This is a genomic window from Alginatibacterium sediminis (assembly GCF_003610775.1).
GTDB classification, from domain to species: Bacteria; Pseudomonadota; Gammaproteobacteria; order Enterobacterales; family Celerinatantimonadaceae; genus Alginatibacterium; species Alginatibacterium sediminis.
In genome coordinates this window covers 214,057-229,128 of the sequence record NZ_RAQO01000005.1, presented here as the reverse complement: position 1 = coordinate 229,128, position 15,072 = coordinate 214,057, and the positions used below count along the sequence as shown (strand labels likewise).

Here is a 15,072-nt window from a genome sequence, read left to right as displayed (position 1 = left end):
TGTTTATAAGCGTCGTGCTTCAATCACATCGTTAATCTGATGTAAGCTTGAGAGTACTTTGGCTAAATCGTTTATGTGTTTAAGTTCTACTTCAATTTCGAAGCGCGCAAGCTGATGCCGCTCATCATTCTGACTTCGCATACCGACAACGTTTATTTTGTCATTAGCAAGTACCGTCGTTATATCTCGTAATAAGCCATTTCGATCGTTGGCAACCACTAATATACTTAAACTGTAGCGGCCACTTTGTTGTGATCCCCACACGGCTTCAATTAAACGCTCTGGCGCTCGCAACTTAAGCTCAGCCAATTGCTCGCAATTTTGATTGTGAACCGAAATACCTCGGCCCTGAGTAATAAAGCCTTGAATACTGTCACCAGGGATGGGCTGACAACAGCGAGCAACGTGGGTCATAAGGTTGCCAACCCCTTCCACGATAATTTGTCCACCTTTGGAATTCTTCTTGGCTGCCACTTCACTTTTACGGGTGATACTTTCTAGCGCCTTTCGGTCTTCTTCTTCGGCGCTAGGCTGATGGGCTTGATTAGCAATGTGCTGGATCAGCTGATTCACTTTGATATCACCAGCACCGACGGCCGCAAGTAAATCATCGAAATTTTGCAGGTTATACTTACTCACCTGCGATTGAGCAGCGTTGAGTTTGAGACCTTTTTTCGACAATTCACTTTCTAGCAGTTCCTTTCCTGCCAGAATATTTTTGTCGCGATCCATTTTCTTAAACCACGTGGCAACCTTAGCCCTAGCCCTTGAAGACGACAAATAGCCTAAACTTGGATTAAGCCAATCGCGGCTAGGATTGGGTTCCTTCTGAGTAATAATTTCAATTTGTTCACCGGTATGCAGCTGATAGGTGAATGGTACGATTCGACCCCCTACTTTAGCCCCAATACAGCGGTGTCCAACTAAACTATGTACATAATAGGCGAAGTCCAAGGGTGTTGAACCCTTAGGTAGATCGATCACTTCACCTTTTGGTGTAAACACATAAACCCGGTCATCGAACACTTGCGAGCGCAATTCATCAAGCATGCTGCCGCTTTCCGAGAGATCATCCTGCCAGGCTAATAATTTACGTAACCAGGCTATTTTTTCTTCATATTCCCCGCCACTTTGCACTGCGCCTTCTTTGTACTTCCAATGCGCAGCAACTCCTAATTCAGATTCTTCATGCATCTTGCGGGTACGGATCTGAATCTCAATTGTTTTCCCTTCAGGCCCTACAACCACAGTATGAATGGATTGATAACCATTTGGCTTGGGATTCGCAACATAGTCATCAAACTCGCTAGGGATATGATGCCAATTAGTATGGACTATTCCTAAAGCTGCATAACAATCTTGTAGTCGCTCGGCTACGATTCGGATGGCACGCACATCAAAGAGCTCAGCGAAGGCCAAATGCTTCTTTTGCATTTTTCGATAAATGCTATAGATATGCTTAGGACGGCCATCAATTTCAACCTCAATGTTTGATTCTTGCATCGACTGCTTGAGCTGAGCCACAAAATCGGCGATGTATTGCTGTCGATCAAGACGCTTTTCGTCGAGTTGTTTGGCAATCTGCTTATAGGTTTGAGGGTGTAAAAAACGAAAGGTAAAATCTTCCAATTCCCACTTAAGTTGTCCAATGCCAAGTCGATTCGCCAACGGTGCGTAAATGTCCTGGCATTCTTTGGCAACAACAACGCGAACCTCTTCTTCAAGATCTTTAACCGAGCGTAGGTGACAAATACGTTCGGCTAACTTGATCACTATAGATCGCACATCACTAACGATTGCCAGCAGCATTCGTCTAACTTTATCTATTTGGTCTGCAGAATATTGCTTCTGACTTGAGGATTGAAGTATTCGCATCGCATCCATTTGTTGAGCTTGATGCTGAAGTTCTCTCACTTCGCTTGAAAAATCTTTTTCCAAGCTGGTTTCTGATATAAGTTCTTGTTCCACAAATGAAAACAACATTGCGGCTTTTAGAGTTGGAAGATCCATATTGAGGGTTTGAAGGATTTCAACCATTTCTTTGGCGACTGAAAGGTTATTCAATAGCTGCGTATCAGGTGCATCAACATTACGTAAATACTGACAAAGCTCGAAAAGCTTTTGTTGCTCGTCAGCTTCGATACCGAGACTTTCAACCCACTGTCGATCATCTTGCTGCAATTGTTGGTTTATATGTGTTTCGCGAACTGAAACCATTTACCTTTTCCCTCCTGCCTAAGTTTTATAGCAATCTAAATACAGCCACACTTTCTAAATGCTGCGTTTGTGGAAACATATCCACAAAACACAAAGACTCAAACTGATAGCCTATCTGATTTAGCAAAGCGGCATCACGGCTTAGAGTCGCCGGATCGCAAGATACATATACTACGATTTGGGGCCGTACTTTGGCAAACTTCGCTAAGCTTAAAATCTCAACGATGCTCTGCGCGCCAGCTCGGGCAGGATCGAGTAACAACTTGTTATACCCCCCCTTAAATAATCCCTGAACAACTTGTTTGTCTTGTAAGTTTGCGCTTTGTACGTCGATGTTATCTAAACCATTGAGTTGAGCATTGCGTTGTAATTGCTGCACCATTTTTTGGTTACCCTCAACCGCGAGTACTTGTTCAACGTGACTTGCGATATCTAAACTAAAATTACCTAAACCGCAAAAAAGGTCTAACACTCTATCATTGGGCTTCAACTGCAAAGCCGATACCGCATGTTGAACTAAATCTTGATTACATTGCGCGTTGACTTGCACAAAATGGCCAGCCTCAAATTGTAATTGTTTGCCCGAAAGCAAGCTGTATTGGTTTCGACCTTCAAGCAGGTTTATTTGGTTTTCGTCATCTTCGATGCTTAAGGTAACTAGATGTTGTTGAGCGAATACCAACAAACGTTGATTTTGCTTCTCATCAAACGCTTTACGAGTTCGAATTTTTGCGCTTACTCCTTGATCCCCTTCAATCAACTCAATATGACCGAGCCCTAAACTTTTCGGCCATTCTCGAATTAGTTCTCGTAGCATCGGTATAATTGCTTGAAGCGCAGGACGCAGTACAAGACAGCTTTCAAATTCGCATATTTTTTTGCTATTGGCTTGGCGAAAACCCAAAACCCAGTGCTGCTCGAACCAAGTTGATAATCGCGTGACTCTTCGGTAGTGCCAAGGTTGAGAACTGATTAGGCTCGACTGAGGCAAATCTTGATAACGACTAAAACGTTTGATTAGCAATTCACTTGCCTGAGCTTTTAAACGAAGTTGGTCTTCTGTTGTTAGATGTTGACTATCGCAGCCGCCACAATCTTGATAATGCGGACACAATGGCTCAATACGCAGCTCACTAGCACTATTTATGCGACGTAATTTGGCATGTTTTTTTGATACAAGATCAATATCAATACTTTCGCCCGGCAGCACTTGCGGGATAAAGTAGGTATTACGCTCAGATTTAGCCACTCCCAATAAATGGTGATCAAGCGATTCAACTCGCACATCTTTTAAAACACGAGTTTGTTTTTTTGCTTTGGCTACTTTGAAAAATTGGGCCATCTGAGTTTACCGGTCATAAGAGGACTAATTTGGAGCATAGATAATCGTAAAGACAAACAAGTTGTCGAAGCGGCTACCACCTTTGTTTGGCAACCCACAACCATCGAGCTGCGATCTTGGGAGGCAGTATATCAAGCTATTTGACTCGGTGTACGCTCTTTAAGTTCATTTGCATGATAAAACAGAGTAGATCAAAATTCACAATCTCGACGCGCTGAGTTAATCTTTAAGTCTAGACTTGGATAAAGAAAAATCTATGACAAAGTATGGCCTTAAGGCCCGTGTTTATTTTTTCACCATTGTACCGACAATTATTATCGGCATTGCCTTGGCCAGCTATTTCAGCTTTCATCGAAATCGCCAACTCGACGACTTTGTTGTCGAGCGTGCGATTAATGTCATTGAGCCTCTGGCTATTGCCACTGAATTTGGCATGACTAGAAGTAACCGCGAGAAAGTAAAATCCGTCATCGATGTAACCCATCGAAGAATGTCTCCATTTATCCAGTCGGTTGCAGTATTTGATAGTAACAATCGTTTGTTCGCCACAAGTAATTACCAAAGTGATTTTGGCCAACACCAGATAGCTGACGAACAAGCTTTCCCTGAGGACACTCAAGTCGAAGTGTATCCAAAGTCGATCCTTATTCGCACCCCCATTTGGTCAGAAAGCGAAACCGCATACGGAAATATGGATCAAGGTAAGCCAAAATTGTTAGGTTACGTATCCTTGGTGTATAACAAAGAACAAGCATTGTTACTGCAATTTAGAGATACGGTCATATCTAGTAGCATTGTTATTTTAGGCATTGGATTGAGTTTTCTATTTGCCTATTTCCTGAGCAAGTTTGTCAATGAGCCTATTTACAATATTTTGCGTGTTGTAAACAGCATTCGCCAAGGCAAACTAGATACTCGGATTAACGCCAATTACACCGGTGAACTAGGCTTATTGAGTAAAGGCATTGATGCTTTAGCTGAATCTATGGCTGAGTACCATGAAGAAATGCACCAAAGTATCGACCAAGCCACTAGTGATTTACGCGAAACCTTAGAACAGATTGAAATTCAAAATATTGAATTAGACATTGCTAAGCGTGAAGCCATGCAAGCGGCAGAAGTTAAGTCTCAATTTTTGGCTAATATGAGTCATGAACTACGAACCCCACTCAATGGTGTGATTGGCTTTACTCGCCAGGTCATGAAAACCCCTGTTACCGCAAGTCAAGCGGATTACCTCAACACGATCGAGCGCTCGGCAAATAATCTGCTCTCTATCATCAACGACATACTAGACTTCTCAAAGCTAGAAGCTGGTGAGTTTGAGCTGCAAAAAATTGATTTTGACCTTCGCGACAGCATTAATGAAGTACTGACCTTGCTCATGCCTAGCGCACATGACAAGTTTCTAGAAATTGCTTTGATCATGGATGAGGATGTACCGCTTTCATTACGTGGTGACTCCTTTCATTATCAGCAAATATTGACCAATTTGATCGGCAACGCAATTAAATTCACCAATAATGGGCAAGTGCGAATACGCTTTACCTTAGGCAGTCTGCATGACAAATCTGTTGTCATCCATACCGAAGTCTCTGATACGGGAATTGGTATATCAGAACAACAGCAAAGCCAGCTATTCCAAGCGTTTAAACAAGCCGATACCAGCATTAGTCGTGAGTATGGTGGTACCGGATTAGGTCTGGTGATTACTAAAAAGCTAATTGAACTAATGGATGGGCGGATAGAGCTACATTCTGAAGTTGGTAAAGGGAGTATATTCAGCTTTACCACCCACTTTGAATTGTCACCTCTGGAACTAGGAGAAGCCCTTCCTATAGAGCAACTGCAACAGCTGCAACTTGCGGTTTATGAGCCAAACCCGTCAAGCTACCAAGCCATAGACACCTTGTGTAGTCAATGGCAGATGGAAATCGAAAGCTTGTCCAGTACCCATCTGAGCAGTCGTTCTTTCTATCCTCGCCTGCTATTAGGGTTTAGCGACTTAAACCAGCCGCAACACTTATTGAGTCAAATAGAACAGCTTCGCAAGCATACGGATTTACTGATTGTTGCCATTAATAGTTGCGACCCCCAAGTCCACCAGCAAGCCCTTGATGCTGGCGCTGACATTTGCCTGCCCAAACCACTTGAGCACCGTAAACTCGCAGCAGCACTGGTTGCGGACCAGCAGCGGCAAGCTAATGAACTACAGGCTCCTCTCATTAGTAGTCGGGATATTGTCCAGCTTGATATTCGCGTACTTGCGGTTGACGATAATAGTGCCAATCTAAAACTAATTGCAGCCATGCTTGCAGAGTATGTGGTTGATGTTGAGCTCGCTCGCAATGGAGAGCAAGCTTACCAACGTTGCCTAGAAACTAGTTACGACCTGATTCTAATGGATATTCAAATGCCAGTTATGGACGGTCTTACAGCAATCAAAAACATACGCCATCAAGGTCTAAATCAGCGCACTCCAGCGATCGCGGTTACCGCACATATCTTAACCGGAGAGCAGTCTAGCTTTTTGGAACAAGGCTTCAACGATTATCTTGAAAAGCCAATTGACGATGAAAAACTACAGCAATGCCTGAATCGCTGGGTTAATCATAGCAACTTTAGTAATCCACAAATAAAAGCAGAGACTATCATTACAGATTTTGTCGAACTGGAATCTGATAGCTACAGCCATCAATTGGCGATGGACCGAGCTCAGCACAAACCAGATTTGGCACTGGAAATGCTACGCCTTTTAAGCAATGACTTTGAAGTACTGAGAATTCATATCGCCGCCGCTTTGTCAGGCACGATCAGCGCACAAGAACTAAAACAGCATATTCACAAACTTAATGGCGGTTGCGCCTACACCGGTGCTAAACGACTGAAATCACTTAGTCATGATTTGGAGACGGCTTTAGATAAAAACACCAGTATTGAAGAGTTGGAGCCGGAATTATTTGAACTTGAAGATGAAATGGACAAGATTTTAGCAGCGCAGCCACAGTTAGAGGCTGCACTGATGAAAAAAACTTAAGTTTCTAATATCACTGTTGCGAGGGCATAGCGTTTTTCATCGCTAATACTTATATGCCAAGTTTTGGCGCCGAGCTGAGTTGCGATGTCTAAGGCATTGCCGCTAAGTTCCAAAATGGGTTTACCCAACCGATCATTCGAAATTGTAAAGTTTTTAAAGCCAACTCCCTGAGCAATGCCGGTCCCCAGCGCTTTCGATGCAGCTTCTTTAGCAGCAAAGCGCTTAGCCAAAAAACGAGAGCCTTGTTTTGAAGTTAAGTAGACCGCATATTCTGAGTCACTTAATACCCGCTTAGCCAAGCCATCGATACGAGGGTTTGACGCTAAGCGCTCAATCTCAACAATATCCGTTCCCAATCCAACAATTGCCATCCTATCGACCTAAACGCGCATCTTGCATTAGGGTTTTGATTTCGCGCACTGCAGTTTCTAATCCTACAAATACAGCGCGAGCAATAATAGAGTGACCAATGTTGAGCTCAATGATTTCAGGAATAGCCGCAATTGCTTTTACATTATGGTAATGCAGTCCATGCCCGGCATTAACTTTTAGACCCAAATCAGATGCGTAAGAGGCACCGGCTGAAACTTTTTTAAGCTCGGCAGATTGCTCATTCTCGCTTGCAGCATCGGCGTAGTGACCGGTATGCAGCTCAATATATGGCGCTCCGGTTTCTAGGGCTGCATTTATTTGCTCACGGTCTGCATCGATGAACAACGAAACTAAGATCCCTGCCTCGCTGAGCTTGGTCACAGCATCCTTAATTTTTTGGAATTTACCAACCACATCGAGTCCTCCTTCAGTTGTTAGCTCTTCGCGTTTTTCAGGCACGAGACAAACAAATGCAGGTTTATGCTCACATGCGATGGCAACCATTTCGTCGGTAACTGCCATTTCCAAATTAAGTCGAGTTTGCACCGTATCGCACATTACTTGTACATCACGGTCTACGATATGGCGGCGATCTTCTCGTAAGTGAATGGTGATACCATCAGCCCCTGCCTGCTCCGCTAACGAAGCAGCAAATACTGGATCAGGATAGCGCGTACCACGAGCTTGGCGCAGTGTTGCTACATGATCGATATTAACGCCTAATAAGATGTCGCTCATTTTGATTCCTTTTTCCTCGATGTGAAAAGCTCTCTACTTTTCAACGTTCGACCTGCTAGTAATTGTGAACTAAGCAAACGACAAAAGCGTTTCACTAGTTCAAGTTCTTGGGGATGCTCGGCGTCAAAGTTCGCCAAGCTATATAGCTGCTGCTGACTAAAACATTGTTGAGTTTTGGTCGGATATTGCAGCGGATAAAAACCTGTTTCAATATCATATGAAAACCACCTCGGGTCTTTCTCGACAAACCACTCCGCAGGGGGAGCAACTGCATAGCCTAATTCCGAAAACAGAATGAGTTCAAATTTACGCAATTGTGGAGCAATAGTGCCTTGTCCTGCAAGCTCAAATAAGGTGTTTTGATAACTAGTAAATACTGCTTGATATTCACTGCGCTCGTCTAATAGATAATAAAGCAGTTCATTTAGATATAGCGCGCTGTATAGACGCTCTTTAAATAGCGGGATGCTCATTTCGAGTGCTTCAGCTTGATATAGGTTTTGTAGACCATCACCAGCTCGAAACTCTAAGCGAAGTGGAACAAATGGCTGCAATATTCCACGTAATTTAGAATTTTTGCTACGACTACCTCGAGCCACTAGGCCCAGCTTGCCGTACTCTGAGCTGAATACCGTAAGCAACTGGCTAGTTTCGCGATAAGGACGACTATGCAGCACATAGGCGTTCTCAGTAGTCACAAGCCCCAATGGATTAGTCTTCGCCGTAGCCTAAACTGCGTAGTGCACGTTCGTCGTCAGCCCAACCAGATTTGACCTTTACCCAAATCTCAAGAAAAACCTTGTTGTCGAACAGGCGCTCCATATCGAGGCGGGCTTCACGACCTATGGTTTTAAGTTTGTCACCACCATTACCAATAATAATTCGTTTTTGACTACTACGTTCGACCAAAATAAGCGCATTGATTTGATAGACACCATTAGGCATCAGCTTAAATTGTTCAATCTCAACACTGGTCGAATATGGTAGTTCTTGTCCGGTAAAACGCATGAGCTTTTCACGCACGATCTCGGATGCCATAAAACGAGAACTTCGGTCTGTGACATAGTCTTCAGGGAAAAAATGCACATTTTGAGGTAATAATTGCTGTGACCACGTAATCAATTGTTCTACATTTTTACCCTGCTTCGCTGAGATAGGCAGAATATTGAAGAAGTCATATTTAGTGGCTAATTCTTGAATATGCGGTAATAGCTCTTCGTCTTTGTCTTTGATGTTATCAATTTTATTAACGGCTAACACGACGGGCGCTTTTTGATGCTCTAGTTTACGTAAAACCAACTCATCATCTTCGGTCCAACGCGTTCCATCAACAACAAATATAACCATCTCAACATCGCCTAAAGAACTGCTTGCTGCACGATTCATAAGACGATTAATTGCACGTTGTTCATCCAGATGTAATCCTGGAGTGTCGACGTAAATAGTTTGATAAATATCTTCAGTGTGAATACCTAAAATACGATGACGTGTAGTTTGAGGTTTTTTGGAAGTTATACTAACTTTTTGTCCGAGCAAACGATTGAGTAGTGTCGATTTCCCCACATTAGGGCGCCCTACAATTGCGACAAATCCGCAACGGGTATCGTAGTTTCCAGTGTCACTCATACCAATTTCTCCAACACCAATTCAGCGGCTTTTTGCTCGGCTTTTCGGCGGCTTGTACTTTTAGCCTTAATTTCATCTTTAAGGCTCTCAACGCGGCAAGACACAGTAAACTCTTGATTATGTGCTTCGCCCTTAATCGCAACTACTTCATAAATAGGCAAGGCTAAACCTTGCGCTTGTAGCAGCTCTTGTAAGCGTGTTTTAGGATCTTTCTGGCTTGCACCTGGTTCAATTTCCTGCAGGCGTTGCTTGTACCACTGTAATACTAATGTTTGTGCTGTTATTGCATCGCTATCGAGATATACCGCTCCCAAAATGGCTTCAACGCAATCCGCCAAAATCGACTCGCGACGATGACCGCCACTTTTCATCTCACCGGGACCAAGACGCAAGTAATCACCCAGTTCAAATTCTAGTGCGATTTTAGCCAGAGTTCGACCGCGGACTAAAGTTGCACGCATTCGACTTAAATCACCTTCAGCTTGTTCAGGGAAACCATGGTAAAGCGCGTCCGCAATAACCCAACTTAAAATGGCGTCACCTAAAAACTCTAAACGCTCATTATGATGGCTATTCGCACTGCGATGTGTCAGAGCCTGATCGAGTAACTGCTCATTATTAAACTGATAACCAATCACTTTTTGCAAACGCGATAAAGGGTTGCGTTGCTGTAAACTATTTACACTCATTAAATGATGCCGCCGATACGATTAAAACGAATACCGGTTGGTACCCAACTGAAGAACGAATTGGGCCCCATTCCAAACTCAAAACTAACCCATATGCCGACAGCTTTACCGACTAAATTATCTTCAGGAACAAATCCCCAAAAACGGCTATCTTGACTATTGTCACGATTATCACCCATTGCGAAGTAATGCCCTTCTGGAACTATCCATTCGTTTATTTTAGTCCCAGCTTGGTTGTAATAGCGAGCAAAACGATCAGGTGTAGAGGGACTGATCAAAAGGCTGTGTTTTACGTCACCGAGAACTTCAGAGTATTGTTCCATAGCAAATGGTCCATTACTAAACTGGTCGTCATTCTCAAATTCGCGAACTAAAGCTTTAGGGCCGGGGCAATTGCTCCCCGAACAAGCTTGCTCAATATAGATACGCTTATTCTGGTAAATAATCCGATCGCCTGGTAATCCGATAATACGTTTGATGTAATCGATACGCGTATCTAATGGAAATTTGAATACAGCAACATCACCGCGTTCCACCTCGCCAGTTTTTAGCAACTGAGTGCGCGATACCGGCTCACGTAAACTATACGAAAACTTCTCAACTAAAATGAAATCGCCGACGAGTAAGGTTGGCATCATTGAACCCGATGGGATTTGAAACGGTTCGTAGATAAACGAACGCAGTACCATAACGATAGCGATTACAGGGAATACCGATTTACCGTTCTCTATCCATGAAGGCTCTTTGAGAATCAACTCTCGCGCTTCATCACCGATAGTACCACCAGCAGCTTCTTCAGCTTGTAGCAGCTTGTTTTGTCGTTGAGGCATCCAACGGACTTTATCCATAAGCCAGATAAATCCTGTGATAAATGTAGCCAGTACCAGGATTAGAGGAAAATATTGTGCCATGGTCTAATTAGTCCTTTCCAATATGTAAAACAGCTAAGAAGGCATCTTGCGGGACTTCAACGTTCCCCACTTGTTTCATACGTTTCTTACCTTCTTTTTGCTTAGACAGCAGCTTTTTCTTACGACTGACATCACCGCCATAGCATTTTGCAATCACGTTTTTACGCAATTGCTTCACCGTGCTACGTGCAATAATATGCGCGCCAATCGAAGCTTGAATTGCAATATCAAACATTTGACGAGGAATTAGATCCTTCATCTTTTCGACCACTTGACGACCACGCGTTTGAGAGTGATCGCGGTGGGTAATCAATGCCAGTGCGTCAACCCTATCGCCATTGATAAGAATATCAACTCTAACCATGTCTGCGGCTTGGAAGTGCTTAAAATTATAGTCTAACGATGCATACCCGCGACTGGTAGATTTCAGTCTATCAAAGAAATCGAGCACCACTTCCGCCATTGGAATTTCATAGGTCAATGATACTTGTTTGCCATGATAGCTGAGGTCGGTTTGCACTCCTCGTTTCTCGATACACAAAGTGATGACATTACCTAGGTAGGTTTGCGGCACTAAAATGTTAACTTCTGCAATGGGCTCACGCAGTTCAGCAATATTATTAATGGCAGGAAGCTTACTTGGGCTATCAACGTAGACGATACTCTTATCATTGGTTTCAACTTCATAGACAACCGTAGGTGCCGTGGTAATCAAATCCAAATCATATTCGCGCTCAAGACGTTCTTGAATAATTTCCATGTGCAGAAGACCCAAGAAGCCGCAACGGAAACCAAATCCTAATGCAGTTGAGTTTTCAGGCTCATAGAATAATGACGAATCATTAAGACTCAATTTACCCAGCGCATCGCGGAAGTTCTCATATTCATCAGAACTTGTTGGGAAAAGTCCTGCATAAACCTGCGGTTTCACTTTTTTGAAACCAGGTAAAGCTTCAGTAGTACCGTGATGTAAAGTGGTTAAGGTATCACCAACCGGTGCACCATTAATTTCCTTGATACCAGCAATCACATAGCCAACTTCGCCAGGATTTAAAACCCCAGTACTGGTTTGCTTTGGCGTAAATACACCAACTTCGTTAATAATGTGAGATTGTCCGGTAGACAATACCGTCATCCGCTCACCGGCTTTAAGCACACCGTTTTTCACGCGAACCAAGGACACAACACCCTGGTAGTTATCAAACCATGAATCGATAATCAAAGCTTGTAAAGGTTTGTCAATATCGCCCACTGGTGGCGGAATATCACGCACGATATTTTCCAACACGTCTTGGATCCCAATGCCTGTTTTTGCCGAACATTGGGTTGCTTCAGTTGCATCAATACCAACAATCTCTTCAATTTCTTCGGCCACGCGATCGGGTTCAGCTGACGGCAAATCGATCTTGTTCAGAACCGGAATAACTTCGAGATCCATTTCAATTGCGGTATAGCAGTTTGCAAGCGTTTGAGCCTCAACCCCTTGGGCAGCATCAACGACCAACAACGCACCTTCGCATGCCGCTAGACTGCGCGAAACTTCATAACTAAAGTCAACATGGCCGGGTGTATCAATAAAGTTTAGCTGATAGCGCTCACCATCTAATGCATCGTAATACAAGGTAACGCTTTGAGCTTTAATGGTAATGCCACGCTCACGTTCAATATCCATTGAATCAAGAACTTGCACGTCCATTTCACGTTCAGTTAAGCCGCCACAGTACTGAATGAGACGATCAGACAAGGTTGATTTGCCATGGTCAATATGGGCAATAACGGAGAAATTTCTTATATTCTTGAATTTATTCATTTTTAACAGTTCAATCTCGGAGTTTTATGCTTTGAGGTACGCACTGAGGCACACACGGGACGGTAGTGCTTATTTATGGTTATCGATAACCATCACAACATTTAACCGACCCTTTGAATTTGTGACGAAGTTTACACTAAAAATAGATGCGTGTTTATTATTTCGGCTTTAACAGCATATGTTCAGACGAATCTAATACCACCAACAATTATCTTGGCCGATGAAAACTTTATAAGTCACCCATCTAATTTAGGTTGTACAGTATTGCGATCACCAAAGTGGCGAATCAAAAGACCGCTGAGTAATGCACAAACTAGGGCTAATAACACCGAAACCCATTCACCCAGATCAAAATTAGCAGCGATTTTTTCGCCCGCAAAAGCCCCTACAACAAGTGCTAACAAGGGAACAAAGTAAACGAGTGCAGCGCTTTGCAATAGCGCTTTTGCCGGCAATAACAGCTCTACCTGCTGTCCAGTTTGATATTGACCTGATTGTTGGATCACAATTTGTGTTGAACGCTTTGGAAACGCTTTAGCAATACTGCCATTACCACAATTGTCTTGCTGGGAACACTGAGCACAGGCGCTTTGGGTGATGCACTCGACGGTTACATTTTCACCATCCACAGCAACAATGCTTGCTTGTTGACGAATTACATTTGGAGTATTAACTGCCACTTTTAACTCGCTTAGACGAAGTTGAGAAACGGATAGAGTTTGCGATTTTACTCGCTGTTTCTGGTGGTACTTCGCCCACCACGGTTACTTCCCGGCCTTGAATCAATTGAATGTGCAAGGTAGTGGCCCCTTGCCTAACCAATTGGGGTTTAATGCGGGCTTTATCATCTAGCTTATTGACATACACCGAGATATCGAACAAACCATCGCTCATGCGCTGATGATCTACGCTGTCTTCAACGGAACTTATACGTTGCCCCGGGTCCGTCAAAATCACCATGCCTTCGGGCATCCAAGTTAATTCCCAGTCCAAGTCGGTTGCGAATTGATCTTCTATTTTAGTTTTGCTGGAAATCACCGCTGGAAGTTCAATACTTGCAAGCTCATACATCCATTCAGTTGGACTAGAAAAATCGATTAAAGTAACCGCCATGTACTGCTCTATTAACTCACCATTTGAGTCGACTAAATCGATACGGATCGGCAAGCTAGTTTGGTAATCAATCCATAAAAATACCGCATAGCGATCTTTGTTTTTCGGCAATACTCTAATCACTTGCGAGGCGCGACCCGCGACCCGGCTTTTTCCGGCAATGACTAATTCGTAACTATGTTGCAGCTGGTCGAGATCGATTTTTGCTATAGAGGAAAACAAACTAGATAAACGTGAGGCTTCGACGCTGTATGGCGGCTGTCCTTGTTCAAAGTAGGCCACCCGCAAGTCGCGATAAACGGATTCCTGCGCTGGACCGTTAAGATTCAATAGATGGGCAACTTCTACGTCGTCGACTAAACCATGGATATAGCGCATGGGTTCAATCGCACCTTGGCGAGTTTTTATAAATGAAAGTTCATAGTTGCGACTGACAAAAGAAGATTGCAATTGTTCGATGAGTTGAAGCGCAGATTGGCTTTTCACAGGGGGCTGGGCAAGGGAATTTTGTTCTGCAAAAACAAAATTCGAGCTCAACACCAACGCGAAAAAAATAGCTGGAGAAAAAAATTTCATGAATTAACGAGGCCTCAACAATAAAAGAACCCACCTATCATAACGCAGGCAGGCTCTAGAAGAGAACTTAGTTAATGCGTTGGTGTAAGCGATGGTCCTGTAAATAGGCGTTTATACGTTGGTTTTGCTCTAAAAGCTCTTGCTGAGAAGGCTCTTGGGTATTCAATGGTGTTGTCAAACTTACGGGAGATACACCACCGCCAATAGGAATAGTATGCAAAACCGGTTCACCTAATGTATTAGGTTGAACTTGCGAATAATGTTGAACACCGACTATCGCCGCCACTGCAACAGAGGCAGCAATCGCGTATTGGCCTGCGTATGAAAATACTTTTTTATAGCGTTGATGTAAGCCTGCAAATGCAGCAATAGCAAATCCGACTTGAGGTTCAGCGCTATGCTCTTGCGAACGAGGGGCGACAATACAAGGCTCGTCTTCAATAGCCATTGCAATTTTGCTGCTAAGGTCAAGGTCGACATGCTTAGCACACTCACCGCGCATTACATCACCAATCAGGTGATAGTTTTGCCAACGTTGAGAAAGCTCTTCATCCTTGGCAACTTCATCGATAAAGCGAACTTCATCGTTCTGACCATCGATAAGTGCTGAAAGCTGTTCAAATTTTGCCATAATTCCAAAA

The 15,072-nt window shown here is 43.4% G+C and carries 13 protein-coding genes; 1 reads left to right on the top strand and 12 read right to left on the bottom strand.

Translation table 11 applies throughout. The annotated features are described in order from the left end of the window. Positions 1 to 3 precede the first annotated feature (3 nt). Complete coding sequence (gene relA / locus DBZ36_RS09410; RefSeq protein WP_120354692.1) at positions 4 to 2,217, bottom strand: GTP diphosphokinase; 2,214 nt, start codon at positions 2,215 to 2,217, stop codon at positions 4 to 6. Positions 2,218 to 2,242: 25 nt separating this feature from the next. Beyond that, a complete protein-coding gene (rlmD, locus tag DBZ36_RS09405) occupies positions 2,243 to 3,559 on the bottom strand; it encodes a 23S rRNA (uracil(1939)-C(5))-methyltransferase RlmD (protein ID WP_120354691.1) in 1,317 nt (438 codons plus the stop codon). Positions 3,560 to 3,815: 256 nt separating this feature from the next. Here rlmD and barA point away from each other — a divergent pair, with 256 nt between their 5' ends. Beyond that, entirely contained in the window at positions 3,816 to 6,596 is a 2,781-nt protein-coding gene (gene barA / locus DBZ36_RS09400; RefSeq protein WP_120354690.1) for a two-component sensor histidine kinase BarA, read from the top strand. On the opposite strand, the gene acpS is transcribed toward barA, so the two are convergent. The 10 genes from acpS to DBZ36_RS09350 form a co-directional block, all read right to left on the bottom strand. Beyond that, entirely contained in the window at positions 6,593 to 6,967 is a 375-nt protein-coding gene (acpS, locus tag DBZ36_RS09395; RefSeq protein WP_120354689.1) for a holo-ACP synthase, read from the bottom strand. The two genes, barA and acpS, sit on opposite strands and share 4 nt — an antisense overlap. Position 6,968: 1 nt before the next feature. Then, positions 6,969 to 7,706: a pyridoxine 5'-phosphate synthase gene (gene pdxJ, locus DBZ36_RS09390; protein ID WP_120354688.1), complete on the bottom strand. Its 738-nt coding sequence runs from the start codon at positions 7,704 to 7,706 to the stop codon at positions 6,969 to 6,971. Continuing rightward, positions 7,703 to 8,404: a DNA repair protein RecO gene (recO, locus tag DBZ36_RS09385; protein WP_158589062.1), complete on the bottom strand. Its 702-nt coding sequence runs from the start codon at positions 8,402 to 8,404 to the stop codon at positions 7,703 to 7,705. The genes pdxJ and recO overlap by 4 nt, the downstream gene beginning before the upstream one ends. Positions 8,405 to 8,417: 13 nt before the next feature. Then, a complete protein-coding gene (gene era / locus DBZ36_RS09380) occupies positions 8,418 to 9,332 on the bottom strand; it encodes a GTPase Era (protein WP_120354686.1) in 915 nt (304 codons plus the stop codon). After that, positions 9,329 to 10,021, bottom strand: coding sequence for a ribonuclease III (gene rnc / locus DBZ36_RS09375; protein ID WP_120354685.1), 693 nt, complete (start codon positions 10,019 to 10,021; stop codon positions 9,329 to 9,331). Before rnc ends, era begins: the two co-directional genes overlap by 4 nt. Then, the gene (gene lepB, locus DBZ36_RS09370) at positions 10,021 to 10,932 is read right to left on the bottom strand and encodes a signal peptidase I (RefSeq protein WP_120354684.1); all 912 of its coding nucleotides are present in this window, start codon (positions 10,930 to 10,932) and stop codon (positions 10,021 to 10,023) included. The genes rnc and lepB overlap by 1 nt, the downstream gene beginning before the upstream one ends. A 7-nt stretch (positions 10,933 to 10,939) precedes the next feature. Beyond that, complete coding sequence (lepA, locus tag DBZ36_RS09365) at positions 10,940 to 12,742, bottom strand: translation elongation factor 4 (protein WP_120354683.1); 1,803 nt, start codon at positions 12,740 to 12,742, stop codon at positions 10,940 to 10,942. 236 nt (positions 12,743 to 12,978) lie between these two features. After that, entirely contained in the window at positions 12,979 to 13,422 is a 444-nt protein-coding gene (locus DBZ36_RS09360; protein ID WP_120354682.1) for a SoxR reducing system RseC family protein, read from the bottom strand. After that, a complete protein-coding gene (locus tag DBZ36_RS09355) occupies positions 13,412 to 14,431 on the bottom strand; it encodes a MucB/RseB C-terminal domain-containing protein (RefSeq protein ID WP_120354681.1) in 1,020 nt (339 codons plus the stop codon). Before DBZ36_RS09355 ends, DBZ36_RS09360 begins: the two co-directional genes overlap by 11 nt. A gap of 67 nt (positions 14,432 to 14,498) precedes the next feature. Next, a complete protein-coding gene (locus tag DBZ36_RS09350) occupies positions 14,499 to 15,062 on the bottom strand; it encodes a sigma-E factor negative regulatory protein (protein WP_120354680.1) in 564 nt (187 codons plus the stop codon). Between the last annotated feature and the right edge of the window lie 10 nt (positions 15,063 to 15,072).